The organism is Streptococcus sp. HMSC061D10 (assembly GCF_001808865.1).
GTDB lineage: Bacteria > Bacillota > Bacilli > Lactobacillales > Streptococcaceae > Streptococcus.
Genome location: NZ_KV795020.1, coordinates 23,802 through 42,107 on the forward strand (window position 1 = coordinate 23,802; position 18,306 = coordinate 42,107).

Annotated in this window: 12 protein-coding genes and 1 tRNA gene; 2 read left to right on the forward strand and 11 right to left on the reverse strand. The window is 38.9% G+C overall.

Features of this window, described 5'->3' with window-relative positions; genetic code table 11:
• Positions 1-35: 35 nt before the first annotated feature.
• From HMPREF2728_RS06850 to HMPREF2728_RS06865, 4 genes are all read right to left on the reverse strand, one after another.
• The gene (locus HMPREF2728_RS06850) at positions 36-1,130 is read right to left on the reverse strand and encodes an NAD(P)/FAD-dependent oxidoreductase (RefSeq protein ID WP_049528680.1); all 1,095 of its coding nucleotides are present in this window, start codon (positions 1,128-1,130) and stop codon (positions 36-38) included.
• A 16-nt stretch (positions 1,131-1,146) separates the two neighbouring features.
• On the reverse strand, positions 1,147-1,944 hold the full coding sequence (locus HMPREF2728_RS06855) for a Nif3-like dinuclear metal center hexameric protein (RefSeq protein WP_049528678.1): 798 nt from the start codon (positions 1,942-1,944) through the stop codon (positions 1,147-1,149).
• Entirely contained in the window at positions 1,931-2,608 is a 678-nt protein-coding gene (locus HMPREF2728_RS06860; RefSeq protein WP_049528675.1) for a tRNA (adenine(22)-N(1))-methyltransferase, read from the reverse strand. The genes HMPREF2728_RS06855 and HMPREF2728_RS06860 overlap by 14 nt, the downstream gene beginning before the upstream one ends.
• A gap of 100 nt (positions 2,609-2,708) precedes the next feature.
• The gene (locus HMPREF2728_RS06865; protein ID WP_049528674.1) at positions 2,709-5,045 is read right to left on the reverse strand and encodes a cation-translocating P-type ATPase; all 2,337 of its coding nucleotides are present in this window, start codon (positions 5,043-5,045) and stop codon (positions 2,709-2,711) included.
• Positions 5,046-5,177: 132 nt separating this feature from the next.
• On the opposite strand from HMPREF2728_RS06865, the gene HMPREF2728_RS06870 reads away from it, so the two are divergent.
• On the forward strand, positions 5,178-5,921 hold the full coding sequence (locus HMPREF2728_RS06870; RefSeq protein WP_075227449.1) for a lysophospholipid acyltransferase family protein: 744 nt from the start codon (positions 5,178-5,180) through the stop codon (positions 5,919-5,921).
• 122 nt (positions 5,922-6,043) lie between these two features.
• Positions 6,044-6,116, forward strand: a tRNA-Thr gene (locus tag HMPREF2728_RS06875).
• A gap of 506 nt (positions 6,117-6,622) precedes the next feature.
• Here the strand turns inward: HMPREF2728_RS06875 and pyk are convergent.
• From pyk to HMPREF2728_RS06910, 7 genes are all read right to left on the reverse strand, one after another.
• The gene (pyk, locus tag HMPREF2728_RS06880) at positions 6,623-8,128 is read right to left on the reverse strand and encodes a pyruvate kinase (protein WP_014713116.1); all 1,506 of its coding nucleotides are present in this window, start codon (positions 8,126-8,128) and stop codon (positions 6,623-6,625) included.
• Positions 8,129-8,194: 66 nt separating this feature from the next.
• Complete coding sequence (pfkA, locus tag HMPREF2728_RS06885) at positions 8,195-9,202, reverse strand: 6-phosphofructokinase (protein WP_000820873.1); 1,008 nt, start codon at positions 9,200-9,202, stop codon at positions 8,195-8,197.
• 80 nt (positions 9,203-9,282) lie between these two features.
• Positions 9,283-12,384, reverse strand: a complete 3,102-nt coding sequence (locus tag HMPREF2728_RS06890; protein WP_075227450.1) for a DNA polymerase III subunit alpha — start codon at positions 12,382-12,384, stop codon at positions 9,283-9,285.
• A 117-nt stretch (positions 12,385-12,501) separates the two neighbouring features.
• Entirely contained in the window at positions 12,502-13,212 is a 711-nt protein-coding gene (locus tag HMPREF2728_RS06895) for a B3/B4 domain-containing protein (RefSeq protein WP_075227451.1), read from the reverse strand.
• Between the two features lie 229 nt (positions 13,213-13,441).
• Entirely contained in the window at positions 13,442-13,828 is a 387-nt protein-coding gene (locus tag HMPREF2728_RS06900) for a lactoylglutathione lyase (RefSeq protein WP_000157160.1), read from the reverse strand.
• A gap of 90 nt (positions 13,829-13,918) precedes the next feature.
• Entirely contained in the window at positions 13,919-16,480 is a 2,562-nt protein-coding gene (locus HMPREF2728_RS06905) for a molecular chaperone DnaJ (protein ID WP_075227452.1), read from the reverse strand.
• Positions 16,481-16,492: 12 nt separating this feature from the next.
• Positions 16,493-18,157: an Hsp70 family protein gene (locus HMPREF2728_RS06910; protein WP_075227453.1), complete on the reverse strand. Its 1,665-nt coding sequence runs from the start codon at positions 18,155-18,157 to the stop codon at positions 16,493-16,495.
• Between the last annotated feature and the right edge of the window lie 149 nt (positions 18,158-18,306).

Consider the following 18,306-nt stretch of genomic DNA (forward strand, 5'->3'; position numbering starts at 1 on the left):
AAGACTATCGTAAAAACTAGGTAAAAGGTTTACTATTATTTCTTTTTAATGTATCTTTCAGTCGGATAATCTGCTGGATCCAATACTCCACTTCTCCCTTGAACCATTTGAGCTAGATGATAACCGATAATAGGACCAGTCGTTAATCCTGAAGATCCTAGACCACTTGCTGTATAGACTCCTAATAAGTTTGGAATCTGTCCGAAAAATGGAGAAAAGTCACTCGTATAAGCCCGAATTCCTACACGTTCACCAGATGAAACTGCACCCTTTAAACTTGGATAAAATGGATTCGCTGCCTCAGCCATTTGTTGGAGCAAATTTTTATCGACTGTAAGATCAAATCCCATGTCATTCTCATGGGTAGCTCCTAGAGATAACTTACCTCCAGGAAATGGTATCAAATCCCACTCACCTTCCGGCATGACAACAGGATAGCTTGCCATGTCTAAATCAACCTGATAATCTCTAAGTTGACCTTTTTGAGGACGAACATCCACCTCATAGCCTAAAGGCTCCAAAATGTGTCCAAGCCAAGCTCCCGTAGATAAAATTACTTGATCAAACATTTGATTGTCTATCTGATAGCCTGATAATAAAGGAGTTAGACTAACCTCTTTCTTTACGACCTTAACCTGACTGGCATCCAGTAAACGACTCACTAGGAGTTGCCCATCTACTCGAGCTCCTCCAGAAGCATAGAGCAATCTCTCAAATCCCTTTAGACCAGGGAATAGGCTGCTTGCAGCAGCTTGGTCCAAAATGGCTAATTCGCCAATTAAGGGAGATTCATCTCTACGTTGCAAGGCTAAGTCATAGAGTTCCTCGAGCTTGGAATCATCTTTTTTGAGAAGGAAGACTCCTGAGCGCTGGTAGAAATCAACCTTTTGACCAGTTTTTTCTAAATCAGCTAATAAATCTACATAAAAGTCTGCTCCTAGGCGAGCCATCTTGTACCAAGCTTTATTACGTCGTTTAGAGAACCAAGGACTGATGATTCCTGCCGCTGCCTTAGTAGCTTGTCCGTACCCATGATCAAAGACAGTTACTTCGACATCTGCTTCCTTAGAGAGATAGTAGGCAGCTGTTGCCCCTACAATTCCTGCTCCTACAATGGCAACTTTTTTCATTGTCTTTACCTTCTAACTAGATATGATGGAATGGATTGGTAGAAGCCTGACTTGCGACTACTTCTAGCGACCAAGCATTCTCTTCCTTCCATTCGTTCAAGAGCGCTGCAATTCTTTCCACAAAAAGCACTTCGATATAGTGTCCTGGATCCAAAGCTAATAAACCATCTGACAGCATATCTTGGGCAGTATGATAATAAATATCACCAGTGATATAAAGATCTGCTCCTTTTGCTAAAGCATCAGAATAGAAAGATTGCCCACTGCCACCACAGATAGCCACTCTTGAGATTGTCTTTTGCAAATCCTTCTCTTGATAATACACCATACGAAGGCTATCTAGACCAAAGACTTCCTTAACATGGTCAGCAAATTCCTTAAAGGTTTGAGGTCTAATAGTTCCAATACGGCCAATCCCACGTTCAGGACCTGTTTCCTGCAGATAAGTTGTATCCTCAATACCCAAAAGTTGGCAGAACCAATCATTGAGACCATTTTCAACAATATCAATATTAGTATGACTGACATAGACTGCGATATCATGCTTGATGAGATTGATATAAATCTGATTTTGAGGACGACTAGCTACCAAGTCCTTAATCGGACGAAAGATAGGTGCGTGCTTAACGATAATCAGATCAACACCCTTGTCAATAGCTTCAGCGACTGTCTCTTCACGGATATCAAGAGCAACCATAACCTTTTGAATTTCCTTGTCTAGGGTGCCAATTTGTAGACCACGACTATCACCTTCCATAGAAAATTCTTGTGGGCAATAGGCTTCATAACGCTTTATCACTTCACTTGCTTTCATGGAGCACCTCCTTAATGGCTTGAATTTTATCTGCCAGAACCTGACGTTCTTCTTGATTTTTTTCTGGAATTTGACTAAGGGCAAACTCAAGCTTAGCAGCTTCTTTTTGCCATTTTTGGATGAAGACTGGACTGACTTCTTTGGACAAGAAGGGGCCAAAGCGGACATCAGTTGCTGATAGATTCACTTTACCAGCTTCTGCAACTATAATCTCGTAAAATTTCCCAGCTTCTTTTAGAATACTTTCTGCTATGATTTGAAAACCATGCTCTTGTAACCAAGAACGCAACTCATCTTCTCGATTATTGGGTTGAAGAATCAAACGCTCAACATTGGCAAGTTTGTCTAATCCTTCTTCTAATATTGTAGCAATCAAATGACCACCCATTCCAGCAATAGTGATAACAGAGACCTGGTCAGCCTCTTCAAAAGCAGCCAAACCATTTGCTAGGCGAACCTGAATTTTCTCAGTTAAACCATGACTTTCAACATTTTTGACTGCAGATTGATAGGGACCTACCACTACCTCTCCTGCAATGGCACACTCAATATGCCCTTTTTCAACCAATTCAATGGGTAAATAAGCATGGTCGCTTCCTACATCTAGCAAAACGGCTCCTTGGGGAACAAAAGAAGCCACCGTTTCTAATCTCTTCGAAATCATTTTTTCTCACTTTCAAAAACTCTATTTCCCTTTATTATACCATATTTTATCTGGCAATCCTGCTCCTAAAAAGACCGCAATCATGGATTGCAGCCTTTCTTTATTTTCTAGTTTGATAACGACTTGTCAGGATGAAAATGATAGCAAAGATGACCATCATGATGCCATAGACAGGTAATGTTTGTTCTGTCAGTGTTGAAATTTCAAGTAATTTTTGAATTCTTGGAAATAGAGCTGTTCCAAGGAAGCCACCAACTGACCAAATAATCAAGAGAACACGCCACAGACTAAATGGCAAACAAGCTCTAACTACAGACATGAAACCAATCGATGCCAATAGATAATACAAAAGTGTCGAAATTTCAATTGCTGACCAACCTTGACCTGTTCCAAAAATTTTAACAAAGAGAACACTAAAGACTACCATCAAGGCACTTGGTAGTGCACGGAGCATGGATTTTCTGAGGAAGTTTTGTTCTACTGGTTTAATATTTCGCTCAAAGGTCAATACGAACGGTGGGAAGCCTTCCACGAACTGGTCAATCATGGTAATCTGAATCGGAATGAATGGGAAAATTAAAATCCATTCAGTACGTCCCAACAAAGCACTCGCAATACAGATGATTGCCAATAAGAATGAATAGATGGTCTTAATCAAGAAAATTGGAGCAATGTGAGCAATATTATTAACTACACGACGACCCTCAAAGAGTATCTCAGGAACATCATTAAAGTCTGAGTTCAAGAGAACCAGATTTGCAATCTGACGAGTCGCTGGATCTCCTTCAGCCATCACGATGGAACAATCTGCCTCGCGGAGAGCAAGGATATCATTGACACCATCTCCTGTCATGGCAGTAGTATGACCTGCTTTTTTCAAAGTTTGGATGATCAGTTTCTTTTGATGAGGAGAGACACGTCCGAAAATCGCTGTCTCCTCAGCCATGGCAACCAATTCCTCGTCCGTGATCTTCGAACAATCTACATAGCTGTGGTAATCTGCAAAACCAGCTTTTTGAGCAATACTTGAAACGGTAACTGGATTATCACCAGAAATAATTTTCAAGCCCACTTCCTGAGAACGAAGATAGTCTAGAGTTTCAGCTGCCCCTTCTCGGATTGGATCTAGAATTTCAAGCAAAGCCAAGGCTTGAATATCAGATGGCTTTTGTGGCTTGTGGTGATCAAGTTTTTCTTGACTGAGGGCCAGAACTAAGACACGAGATCCTCGTTCAAGAGCTTCTCTAGCCTCAGGAACTTCAGCATCCAACAACATCTCCGGTGCGCCTAGGAAAACAGTTCCTAGACCTTCCAACTCCATTGCTCCCCATTTACGATCGCTTGAAAATGGAAGATTAGAAATCATCGGATAAGTTACTTGACCTTGGAAGCGTTGGCGAATAGCTTGGGCAGTTGGATTTTTATCCTCACTGTGTGCTATATAGCTAGTTAATATTTTGGCAATGGCATCTTTATCATAATCCTGGGTCAGAGGAAGAACTGTCTCAACCTGCATCTTTCCTTGAGTAATGGTTCCTGTCTTATCCAAACAGAGCATATCCACACGTGCCAAGGTCTCAACGGAGTACATCTCCTGCACCAAGACCTTTTTCAAACCAAGCTTGATAACAGCGGTTAAAAGAGAGGTAATGGTCAAGAGGGCAATCCCCTTAGGCAACATTCCCAAAAGAGCTGTAGAGGAATTCACTACAGAAGACTTCAGTGGTAAACCTTTTAAGACCAAAGCTTCAAGCAATAGAGCAATTCCAAATGGAATGATGATTTTCCCAGTAAAGCCTGCAAGCTGGTCTAGCGATTTCATGATGCGTGAGTTGATCGGTTTAACTGTCTTAGCTTCAAGCATGAGTTTGGCTGCATAGTTATCTGCCCCTACATGATGAACTTGAGCAAAGACAGAACCACTGGCAAGAAAACTACCTGACAACATTAAGTCTTCTACTTCTTTTTGCACCAAGTCGCTCTCACCCGTTAACATGGCTTCATTGACTTCTGCAAAACCTTCTAATACAATCGCATCACTTGGAATTTGATCCCCTGCAGACAAGCGAATCACATCATCCAAAACAAGCTCTTCTGGATCCAAAGCAATCTCTTGTCCATCACGGATAGTCGTAATCTTTTCTTTATTCAAGAGATTGAGTTTATCAACCATATGTTTGGCACGTAGCTCGGTTACAATTCCTGAAAAAGCATTAAAACAGATAACCGCAAAGAAGACCAAGTTGCTCCAGGCTTGAACAAAAGCGAGCGCTAATGCAATAGCAAAGTTTAAAGCATTGAAGAGAGTAAAGACATTTCGTTTTACAATCTGCCAAGTACTGGTACTAGCTGATGCTTTGAAATCATTGACCTGTCCCTGTTTCTGACGTTCATTAACTTCTGATTGGCTTAAGCCTATAATTTTATTTTTATCCATAATTTCTATCATATCATTTTTTTTAAAATAATTCTAATTTCATATGAAGAGCAATTCCGCCTAAACAAAAAAACATTTGCTTGTCCTACAACGATAAGGTATAATAAAAGAAAGAAAATTGAAGGAGACACCATGTTTTATACTTATCTTCGTGGGCTGGTTATGTTGATTCTCTGGTCTATCAACGGTAATGCTCATTATCATAATACGGATAAAATTCCGAGTCAAGATGAAAACTATATCCTAGTTGCTCCCCATCGTACTTGGTGGGATCCTGTCTACATGGCATTTGCGACCAAACCGAAACAGTTTGTTTTTATGGCTAAAAAGGAACTGTTCTCTAATCGAATCTTTGGTTGGTGGATCCGTATGTGTGGTGCCTTTCCTATTGATCGGGAGAATCCTAGCGCTTCGGCTATCAAATATCCTATCAATGTCCTTAAAAAGAGCGACCGATCTCTCATCATGTTTCCAAGTGGTAGTCGTCATTCTAACGATGTCAAAGGGGGCGTAGCTCTGATTGCTAAAATGGCCAAGGTTCGCATCATGCCAGTTACTTACACTGGTCCAATGACCTTAAAAGGACTCATCAGTCGCGAACGTGTCGATATGAACTTCGGAAATCCTATCGATATCTCAGACATTAAGAAAATGAATGATGAAGGAATTGAGATGGTTGCTGAACGTATCCAATCAGAATTCCAACGTCTAGATGAGGAAACGAAACAATGGCACAATAACAAAAAACCAAATCCTTTGTGGTGGTTTATTCGCATACCAGCACTGATTCTTGCTGTCTTAGTTGCGATTGTTACCATCATCTTTAGCTTTATTGCAAGTTTTATCTGGAATCCTGAAAAAAACAAAATCAATTAGGTTAGAAGAAAATGGCTTTAGGACATTCCCTAAAGCTATTTTAATTTGACTGACAGCCGATTACTTTTAAATAAAACATTTTATTGACAAAGATTTGATTCTATAGTATACTTTTTAAGTAAGCTGATTTAGCTCAGTAGGCAGAGCGCATCCATGGTAAGGATGAGGTCGCCGGTTCGATCCCGGCAATTAGCATTGTTCATCAGTTCCTTGGTATAGGAACTTTTTTATTGACATTTTATTGTCCTTATAGTAAAATAAAACTTGCGATGAGTCGATATGTAGCGAGAGCTACTATTGAGCAAAGGAGGTCATAACGCAGGAGCGGACCTTGAGAAATTGTGTGAACCGGTTTCTCACATGGAGATGCCTCTCAGGCTTTCTGGTTTTCCAGAGAGCTTTTTTTATTTTCCTAAACACTACTAAACCCTATCTTTTAGCAATCCTTTCTGCACAAACAGCAATAATCTCAAACCTCAATCATACACTGATAGACTTATTATCCAAAAAATCCTAGCTAGGTTTAGTCGTAAAGATACAAAGATGACCATTGCTATCTATAATTACAGCAAAAGTTACAGGGCAAACTGTATTATATACCTTAGCATTGAAAGGAAAATGATATATTTTGCCTCTCGTCACAAAAAAAGACCTATCATACAAGCTATAAAGCTTGATATGATAGGCTTTTTAATGTTAGATTAACGTACAGTGCGGATACGCATTGTGTTAGTACGAACTGCTTCACCAAGTGGCACACCTGCAACGATAACGATATCGTCACCAGATTGTACAAGACCTGCTTCAACTGCTTTACGTTCAGCAATTTCAAACATGTCATCAGTTGATGATGGAGCTTCTGTCAACATTGGGATAACACCCCAGTTCAACATCAATCCACGTTCTGTCAATTCGTCAAATGTCAATGCCAAGATATCAGCATTTGGACGATATTTAGAGATCAAACGTGCTGTGTGACCAGTCTTAGTAAGAGTTACAACCAATTTGATGTCCATTGAGTTTGTAGCGTCTTTAACTGCTGAAGCCATAACTTCTGTCTTAGAGTTACGTTCAAATGAATCTGAGTTTAAACGTCCGTATTCGTTAAGAAGAGTTTGAGCGTTCTTATCGATAGTTGCCATTGTACGAACAGACTCAAGTGGGTATTTACCATTTGCTGACTCACCTGAAAGCATTGTAGCATCAGTTCCGTCGATAACAGCGTTGAATACGTCTGATACTTCTGAACGAGTTGCACGTGGTTTTTCAGTCATTGTTTCAAGCATGTTTGTTGCAGTGATAACAACTTTACCAGCAGCGTTCACTTTAGTGATGATCATTTTTTGGTAAACTGGAACCATTTCAAATGGTACTTCGATACCCATGTCACCACGAGCGATCATGATACCGTCAGCAGCTTCAATGATTTCGTCCAAGTTATCGATACCTTGTTGGTTTTCGATTTTAGCGAACAATTGAACGTGACCGTTACCAGTTTCTTCACAGATTGCACGAACTTCGTTAACGTCTTTTGCAGTACGTACGAATGAGATCGCGATGAAGTTGATACCTTGTTCAAGACCGAAGCGGATATCAGCGTTATCACGTTCAGCAAGAGCTGGGAAAGGAATTTTAGTGTTAGGGATGTTTACACCTTTTTGTTTAGCGATTACACCGTCGTTTTCAACTTCAACGACAAATTCACGAGTTGCATCGTCTTTTTCTACAACACGAAGACCAAGTTTACCATCGTCAACCAATACTTGGCGACCAACTTCAACGTCATCATAGATGTCAAGAGCTCCAGCAACGTTCAAAGCAATCACTTCACGAGTTGATTTGATTCCTTGTTTAGTTGCAACACGGATTTTTTCACCAGTTTTGTATGAGTACTCTTTAGCTTCACCTTCAAACAATTCAGTACGGATTTCTGGTCCTTTAGTGTCAAGAAGGAAACCAACTTTTTTACCTGCAAGTTTTTCTGCAAGTTTAACAGTTGCCATACGGTCACCTTGTTCTTGGTGGTCACCGTGTGAGAAGTTGAAACGGAAAGTGTTAGCTCCTGCTTCAATCAATTGAGCAATGTTTTTAGCTGAAGCTTCAACGTCAAGTTTTTCACCCCAGTATCCGTCATCACCAAATTTTTTACCACCACGGATTTCTACCGCAGGACCCAAAGTTGCAACGATTTTTACACGTTTGTTCATGATTTTTGTGACTCCTTTATATAATTTGACCTTTTATGGTCATTTTACCAGTTTAGTTAAAGTTGATTATGACAAGCTCTTGTTCAAAGCAGAAAGTTCAAGGTCAGCTTTATGAGGGTTGTTAACAACAATCTTACCATCAGCTGTTAGGCTAAACAAAGCTCCTTCTTCTGCAGTTCCAAGAATTGGATTTTCAACCATTTTCTCATTGCGAATACCAACAGCGACACCACCGATTCCTTGTTTAAGAAGTTTAACAGCATGTGCACCCATGCGTGACGCCAATACACGGTCACGAGCAGTTGGAGATCCACCACGTTGGATATGACCAAGTTCAGTTACACGAAGGTCGCTTGTATCTCCAGCTTCTTTTAGCTTTTGACCAAATTCAGCCGCTGACATAACACCTTCTGCCAAAACGATAATGTTGTGTTTCTTACCGTGTTCATATCCAGCTTTGATACTTGCTACGATGTCTTCCATCTTGAAGCCTTCTTCAGGGATGATAATTTCATCAGCACCAGTGGCAATACCAGCCCAAAGAGCGATATCTCCAGCATTACGTCCCATAACTTCAACTACGAAAGTACGACGGTGACTTGATGATGTATCACGAATCTTATCAATGGCATCCATTGCAGTCGTAACTGCAGTATCAAATCCGATTGTGAAATCAGTACCTACGATATCGTTATCGATTGTTCCTGGAAGTCCAATAGCAGGAAATCCATGCTCAGTCAAGCGCATAGCTCCGTGATAAGAACCATCACCACCGATAACCACGACACCTTCGATACCGTGTTTTTTCAACTGCTCAATCCCTTTAAGTTGACCTTCGAGTTTTGCAAACTCAGGGTAACGAGCAGAGTGAAGGAAAGTACCACCACGTGAAATGATGTCTCCCACTGAAGCTGCATCAAGTGGATAAATTTCACCGGCAACCATACCAGCGTATCCATCATAGATACCAAAAACTTCCATTCCTTCTGAGATTGCTTGACGAACAACTGCACGGATAGCAGCATTCATACCAGGGGCGTCTCCACCACTAGTCAAAACAGCAATACGTTTCATTTGGTTTTGCTCCTTTTTCTTTAACATTCTAACTGATTATACCATAATTAAAGTTAAAATTCTTTTATTTTCATTGATTTTTAACGATAAATCGTTTTCATAACTATCTGACTTAAAGATTCCTGTAAACTAACATCTTTTGCAACAAAATAACTCGGTAAAAGGACATTTTTTTGTTCATTTTCGTAGCGAATGATGACTGGAATTTCTCCCTTATATTGCTCTAAAATATGATAAATTTCAGTATCATGTTCATGATCAGCAGCCTGTATCCAAAATCGTTCACTCACTGCTTCTTTTAGATTATTTAACACTAATTGAAGCCGACCATCTCTTGCCTGTACTTTTCCATTAAGGTAGTAGAATCTTCCTTCATGTAAGAGATTTTTAAATTGGCGATACTGGTCAGAAAAAACTGTGACTTCAAGCTTAGTTTTACTATCACTAACTTTCAGAAAGGCCATATTTTCACCTTTTTTAGTTCTGATTACTCGGATAGACTGAATCACAACGAGTACTGTAGCTGTCTGTCCTTCAAATAGTTCAGACAAACTCACAATTGGGTACAAAGGATTCTTTGCTAAGATCAATAAAGGATGCGGACTGATACCTACTCCAAGCCACTCCTGTTCCTTACGGAACTTCTCAACTTCTGTAAAATCTTCAGTCTCAATCCAATTATAGCTATTATCTGCAAATAAACTACCCAATTCTTCCACAAAAATAAATAAAGTAGGTAAGTTGGATAAGATTTTTTGGCGATTTTTTTCAAAACTATCGAATAAACCAATCTCGACTAGGGGAGTTAAAAGACTCAACTTCTGATAATTTTTAGGCAAGCGAGTGACAAAATCTTCGACACTACTAAAAGGACGATTCTCTAAAATCCAATAGGCAAAATCTCGAGGCATCCCCTTGATGCTCTTAAGTCCCAAGTAAATAGTCTTGTCTGTCAATTTATCCTGATATGGGATTGTATTGATAGAGAGTGGTGTTAGTTCAAAACCCATTTCAAGGGCATCGAGAATATAATCTCCACTAGCATATTTGAGCATGACCTGATAAAAGATTGCTGGGTAATGTGTTTTAAAGTAGGCAAGTTGAAAAGCTAAAGCCGCATAAGCATAAGCATGCGATCGGTTGAAACCATAACCAGCAAATTTTTCCATGACAGCAAAAACCTGCTGAGCCTGCTCTGCTCCGTGGCCTTTTTCAAGGGCACCTTGAATGAAGCTCTCTTGCATTTGATGCATTTCCGCAGCATTCTTTTTCCCCATGGCGCGACGTAAAATATCAGCTTTTCCAAGGCTAAAACCAGCATAACGCTGTGCTACTTGCATTACCTGTTCTTGATAAAGCATAATGCCATAAGTTGGAGCCAGAATATCTTCCAAAACTGGGTCCAGAACTGTTACCTTTTCTTTACCATGTTTTCGAGCCACAAAGTTGTCGATATAGTCACTCGCCCCCGGTCTGTTGAGGGAAGTCGTTGCCACTACTTCTTCAAAGTTTTCCGGTTTCACGCGCTTTAATAAGCGAATAGCTCCAGGTTGTTCAAACTGAAAGATTCCCTTGGTCTTCCCAGCTGCAAAGAGGGCTAAAGTTTCTTTATCCTCAAGGTCTATATCCTCAATCCTTAGCTGAATTCCTTGAGTTTCATATAAGAGCTCTTGCATTTTTTGAGCGAAGGTGAGGTTTCGAAGACCCAAGAAGTCCATCTTGAGCAAGCCGTTTCCTTCAACTCCATGAGCATCATACTGGGTAATGAGCATATCCTCACCATACTTAAGAGGAATATAATCGGTTAGATTTTTATCACTAATCACGACACCAGCAGCGTGGATGGAAGTTTGCCGAGGATAGCCTTCTATCTTTTTAGCAATTTCAAAAGCCTTTTGGTACTCAATCTTACCTTGAATCAGTTGTCTAAATCCTAGATTCCCTTCATAGGCACTTGTTAAGGTATCTTTGAAACCAATTTTTTTGGTTATGGATGTCAACTCATACTCGGGAACACCATACCGTTTAAAAACATCTCGAATAGCCTGTTTGGCACCAAAAGTCGAGTAGGTGACTATCTGAGCAGCGTGAATACTGCCATAGCGGTCACGAACATAGCGAATAAACTCTGGACGATAGATATCGGGAATATCAATATCGATATCGGGCATGGTATAACGTTCACGATTTAAAAAGCGTTCAAAGATGAGATTTTTAGCTACAGGATCAATACCAGTGATATCTAAGGCATAGGCCACTAGACTTCCAACTGCAGAACCACGTCCCATCCCCATATAATATCCTTGTGAACGACCGAAACGTAAGAGATCCCAGACAACCAAGAAATAGTCATCAAATCCCATGTCATGAATCACAGATAGCTCTTCTTCTAAACGAGCCTGATAAACTGAATCTAGTAAGCCTTTCAGTTCCAAGCCCTTAATAGCTCTTTCGCGCAACTCTTCAACAGCTGGTCTCTCTGGATTGAAACGAGGAAGCTTGAGACTACTATCAATCTCATAAGTAGTTGCTCCAATCAGTTCAGATAGATTGTCTAAAGCTTTTGGAAACTTTTCTACAAAAAATTGTTCAAGACGGTCAGCAGGTAAAAACAAGCCTTGTTGCGATTGAACATCCACCTCTCGCAAGGTCACATTTTCCTTAATCGCCTTGAGCATTTGGAGCGTTTCTAAATCCTCAGCTTCGAAAGAATTAACACGATAAAGTGGGAGAATGGGGTGAGAAAAATTCGACTGAGCTGTATCTGGATAAACTCCGATATAGTAGTCATGTCCCAAATCCAAATTAACTATTTCCTGAAAGTAGGGAACAATAATGCAAATATCTTCAAGGTAAGGAGAAAAATCAGTCCATTCCTTTTTACCTGTCATTTTTTGACTCGAAAGCTTCATAAGATTTCGATAACCACGATTTGATAGGGCTAGAAAGCGCAGATTAATCAGTTCTTCCTTATGATGAACGGTCACCTCAAGACCTAATAAGGGCTGAATCCCTTGCTTTTGGCACTCTTTGATAAAATAATAAGCCCCATAGAGATTATCAATATCCATGATTCCAAGTGCTGAGTAGCCGTATGCTTTCCCTTGGTCAACATACTTCTGAATGGAAATCATACTCTCCATGAAACTATAAACCGTTTTTGTATCAAGTTGTGCAATCAATCGCTATCACCTCCCTTTTTCTACTTATATTATACCATTTTAGAAAATAGAAAAACAATTTCTTTCTTCCCTTGTAGAAAAAAGAACCACAGTTGAATTAACTGTGATTCTCACTTATCATTCTATTTCCAAGATAGGATTTGTAGCTGTCAAGTGGCTGATCTTGCCACTAACACCGAAATATTCCTCAATTTCAGTATGTAATTCTAGCATTGCTTCCCTAGCTCGTGATGCCTGTTCTTCATTGATAGCTTCAATGACTAAAACAGCATCTTTGGTTTCTTCTGTTAACATGGTTCTTTGGGCTTCACGCCAGTTTAAACACCGACAAACCGCACCTTGTTCATCAAAATAAATCATTTCATCAGCTAAGGCAGGAGCATCACTTTCAGCCCCTAGTGGAAAGAAGGTTTCATTCCCTTGAGCTCTCCCAAGACATAAGTCACCAACAATCTTAGCTAAATCCTCTCCCCCACAAGGAACAGCATAAGAAAGTGAAACACTATTATAGATATCTACCAAAGGATTTATTGGATTAAATTCTCTTCCTTGACTCACACGCTTTAATAAGGCTTCGATAGAAGAACGAGCACCTTTTTTGGTTTTGAATTTTGTGAATGCCTGACGCCATTCTTGAATCACTTCATTCTGAGTGAAATTCTCATCTGCTATAAAAGTCCGGGCTTTTTGGGTTCCTTCATCTAGTAAAGCTTTAAAATAGGGATCCTCACTCTCATCAATAGTATTGTTGAGACCTTTTACCACCAATACAGAGATTTGAGCATCTGGAAATAGTTGCCAAAAATCATCTTTTACATGAACTTTCATGACCTTGCCTCCATTCTTTTTCTTTCATTCTACCACAAATTCAAAAAAAGAGGATGGGACAAAAGTCCTAGCCTCTCAATTTTCTTTGGATTTTCGAGCAAGACGCAGTGGTTGAGTGGGCTCTACTACGCTGATTTCATCAGCTTTTACAGCCCTACTCAACTGTGCGGAGGTGGGACGACGAAATCGAATTCTAACGAATTACCGATTTCTGTCCCACTCTCACGAACTATAATGAATTTTCACGAATCACTTCTACCTTGTATCCATCTGGATCTTTGATAAAGTAATAGTTTGGTTGAGTCCCTGGAAGTCCATTAGGTGCTGTCACTTCATAGCCTTTGTCGCTATGTTCTTTATGAAGAGCCTCAAGGTCAGGTGTGCTTAGAGCGATGTGAGCAAAACCGTCACCAACAACATAAGGTCCGTGATCATAGTTGTAAGTCAACTCCAACTCATAATCATCACCTTCAAGTCCAAGATAAACAATAGTGAAAGCGTAGTCTGGAAAGTCTCTACGACGCAATTCCTTAAAACCAAAAGCATCTTGATAAAAAGCGATTGATTTTTCAAGATTTTCTACTCGCAAACAAGTGTGTAGCATTTTAGAAGCCATTTCATTACCTCTTTCATTTTTGTACTTCTATTATACCCTTATTTATGAAAATTTACTAGGAAATTGAACCATAGATCTTTACTCAATGCTTCAGTGCCAGTCAGTACCCTCACCATTTTCCTTACGAATATTTCGTACAAGGACTATCAACAAGAGGATAAAGACTACTTCTAGAAAGAAGAAGGCAAACTCACTGTTCTGTAAAAGAATATCTGGTTCAATTTGTTTGCTAAGTAAGTCTAACACCGGCCCAAAGAAAATTCTATAAAGACGTCTTAAGAAAATGAAGAGTTGTAAGCTATAAATCATAAAGATTTTTTTAACAGCTAAAGTCGAGCGCCTCTCTCTTGTAAAGTAAGACAAGGCAATTGCATTTATAAATAGTAATAAGGTTAAGGAAAATGTTTCTTTACTCATTATAAGTGGACTAAACAAGTTCACTCGATTTTTAAAATATGGTACTAAACGAAACAATTGCAAACTCAAAAAACAAGGGATCCCAACTTCCTTAATACCGACTTCCTTCGCAGAAGCAGGTGCACTGAAATCTATGAATCTATACAAGAAGAGGAAAAAAACAAGCATAAATAGAAAGAAATATATGAACAACACAGCAAGAACGAATTCGTTATGCAATATTAAGGTTGTTATGAATCCAGTAGTCAGCAAAAAACCAACAGAATGGATTTTATCGACAGGATAATACCAAATAATTTTACTATCCACTTTTAGATTATCAATGAAAGTAAAAAGAGTAATGAAAGATAGAGCAGCGATTAATCCAAGAGGTAATGAAGGGAGGAAAAAGATAAGAGACAAAATTCCTAGAACCCACAAAGTTAAGTTGTAGTACAATTTTGGTTTTATCCATCTTGTAATCAACCCTGCTTCGATAAATCTTTGTTGCTTCTTCAATAAAAAGAAGTAAAAAAGTGATAGCATACCAATATAGACCCAGGTATTAGAACCAGCTTTTTCATTGAAACTTTGTATCAGACTAAAAATAGTCAGAAGCCCAAAGATAGCCAAAAGGTGCTTGTTTATTGCAGATAGTCCCTTTTTCCAAATCATAAAAGGTACTATTGACTTGGGATAACAGAGTTCGTAGGCATAAGCAGTCATCTCTTCTAGTTTTTGATCGGTTTCCTCTGTCATGATCTGAGGGGATATTTTTGATGTAGGAAATACTCCAAGAACATACCTCAAGAGTTGTCCATCTTTGAAGCGATGATACTCCCTATACAACTGTTCCAAAAAGACAGTTATTATTCGAGGTTTGGCTTTAAGATATTCCTTCCACTTATCCCAGTCATTGATGAGATCATCACTACTTGTTATCCTTTCTACAAGTAGATAGCCCTCATGATACCAGTACTCAAAATTTTCTTTTTTATTTAGTTCAAATTCCTGTACTAGAGCAGGATAAGATTGAACAATTTTCCAGAATTGCAGTTTCTTCAAATAGAAACTATCTTTTTCAGTACTGTAGTTCTCTACAAATGGAAGAATCAGAGACAAAACTTTAGTATTTGTTAGAGGATAGACATCAATCTTTTCTAATAAAGCAAGTAATATGGATTTGTCTTCTACCTGCTCAAATAGAGTATGCCAATCGCGTAAAAGGCTATATTCATCAGAATAGTAAGCATAGAGGAGATGATAAAAGGCTAGCTCAACCTCTTCAGAATCATCGAGAGAGTATTGTTGTAAATCAACCTTTTCATTCGATTCCTCTTTTAATACCTTAATGTAAGCTACTAATTGTTCGTAGGAATCTTCATCCACTTCATCTAAATTTTGCTTGATCTTTTCAAGAATGTAGCCTAAAACTGGAATACTCTCGATTATTTGGCATTTTCGATTCACTTGAAAGAGAACTATGCTAGAAACATAAGGGTATTTAAAGTAATCTATCCAAGTTCTGATTTGATTTGCTTTTTGACAATCATTCAAAATATCTTGACACCAAAGATAAGAATCGTAAAATTGCTCAGTTTCCTTTTTTGCAGTTTCCATAGGACTGCCATTTTCTTTGGCAATAGCCCTTCGATTTTGCCAATACTTGAGCTTATAATAGTAGCCCCAGTCTCGATAATCGATCATATATTCTTCTAGGAGAGGAAGTAAGATAGCAAAATGTTCATATCGATTGAAAATATAGACATCCATTTCTTCGAGGACCGCTTTTACAATATTCATGCTATAGCGGTAATGGTAAAAGAACTGCTGCCACAGATTTTCTTGTACTTCAAAGCTATAGTCAGCATTCCCTAATATACTGTCAATAGATGTTCGAATTAAATAGGCAGTATCTCTATAGTCACTAAAATCAAGCGAGCTTGATTCTTCTTGCTCCTGCTGTGATCCCTTTTCATACTCAAAAGTATCAAAGTTGGGTGAATTCACTCTTGTTTCATTTGACTTCTCTTGTCTCTGCCATTGATGCTGTTCAAAACCAGTTCTTGTATCAGATTCTTGGCCAATTTTACTAGATCGTGCATAAGCTAAAGCTTCTTGGTAAGCTTGAACAATTTCTTGATAAAGTTCCGGTTGGTCTTCTGGGTGGTATAAGCGAACCAGTTCAGCGTAGCGTCTCCTGATAACCTTGACATCTTGAGTTGGCTCTATCCCTAAAATTTTCCAAATATTCATGCCATCGCCTTCCTATAATCCTCTCTCTAGAAGTTCCAAGTAACTAGAGAATGCTTGATAGATCTTAGGAAGATGGTGAATAGAGGAATGTTTAACTTCTTCCTCAAATTGCCTTGTAGCTGTCATCAGTTCTTCTCTTTTTACTCCTAAAATCATGCTGTAGAGACGGTTGGCTTTCTCAATCAAGAAGCGATAGATCTCTGTTTCCTGAGCATTAATCTTATAACGAGCCAAGGCATCTTGTTTTTTCTTAATTTCTTGATCCGTCAAAGTAATACTCTCTTGCAAGATGACATGATTGAAAACTTCCTGTGTTGTATCTATCTTCACTTCAACATCTAAAATACCATTCAAATCATAGGTAAAACGAACAGTGAGCCCTTCATGTTCCTTATGATTGATAGGAACTGGAACATCAAGTTCCCCCAGAAACAAGTTTTGAGATGCCTTCATCATCTCTCCTTGATAGACCTGTACTTTCACATGACTTTGTCCCAGTTCTGATGTGTAATATTGTTCAACACGTGAAGTAGGTAAAGTAGAATTACGCTCTATAATCGGTGAAAAATGACCACCAACAATCTCAATGCCAAGTGTAAATGGGCAGATATCAGACAGTAACAAGTCACGTATTTCTCCCTGACGCTCCTTGATTCCTGCAAGAAGGGCACATCCTCGTGCAATCATTTTATCAGGGTCCCCTGATACTTCAACCCCTTGATTGATACAGAATGATAGGAAATCTTGTACCAATCTTAATTTTGAAGTACCTCCAACGAGAACAAAATTATCAGATGAAACCAGACTATTACGAGCATCCATCAAGGCTCGATCCATAACTGCCTTAACGCGCACTAGTAGGGGATGACAAAGTTCATAAAAACGTTGATAGCTTAAGTCTAGCCGATATTCTTTATTATGGTCAAAGACGGACATTTGAGCTTCTTCTTTTTCATTTAAGTCTAATTTTGTTTTCTCAGCTTGTAGTAGGATTTTACTATAGAACTCTCTCGAAATAGACTCCTTTTTTAATTGATTAACATGCATGAATTCCTCAGCAATTGCTCCAGTAAAATCTTCTCCACCCAAGCGATTATCTCCTGCGATAGAAACAATCTCAACAACATTATCAAACAACTCAACAACAGAAATGTCCAGAGTACCGCCACCAAAATCGACTACGATAAAAGAGTCATCATCAATCTCACTCTCTAATTTCTTAGCAAGTGCAGCTGCAGATGGTTCATTAATAATGCGGTCAATGTTAATACCTGCAAATTTTCCTGCTAGTTTTGTCGCATAACGTTGAGCATCGTTAAAATAAGCTGGCACACTAACAATCACTTCATCAACTTTTTCACCAAGAAAAGTTTCTGCATCATCTACCAACTTACGAATAATAAAGGAGCTTAATTCTTCAGCCGTGTAAGTGCTATTCCCCAATAAGATTTTATGGCTGGTTCCCATAAAACGTTTAAATTGAGCAACTGTTTTATCTGGATGAGTAACCAAACGTTCCTTTGCTGCCTTTCCAACTATCACTTCATTATTATCATCTAAGGCAACAACAGATGGCGTTAAAAAATCACCAAAAGCATTTGGTATCAGTTTTACTTGACCATCTTGATAAACGCCAACCAAAGAGTTAGTCGTTCCTAAATCAATACCTACAATCATTTTTTAACTCCATATCTTTTAACATACTACTATTATACAGGAAAAGTCCTATTTCCTTAAATAAAAGATGATATTCCTTGTTTATACCATGAAAATAAAAAAGCTTCATTTCACTCCTGTAGCTTAAACCACTAGAGTAGAAATGAAAC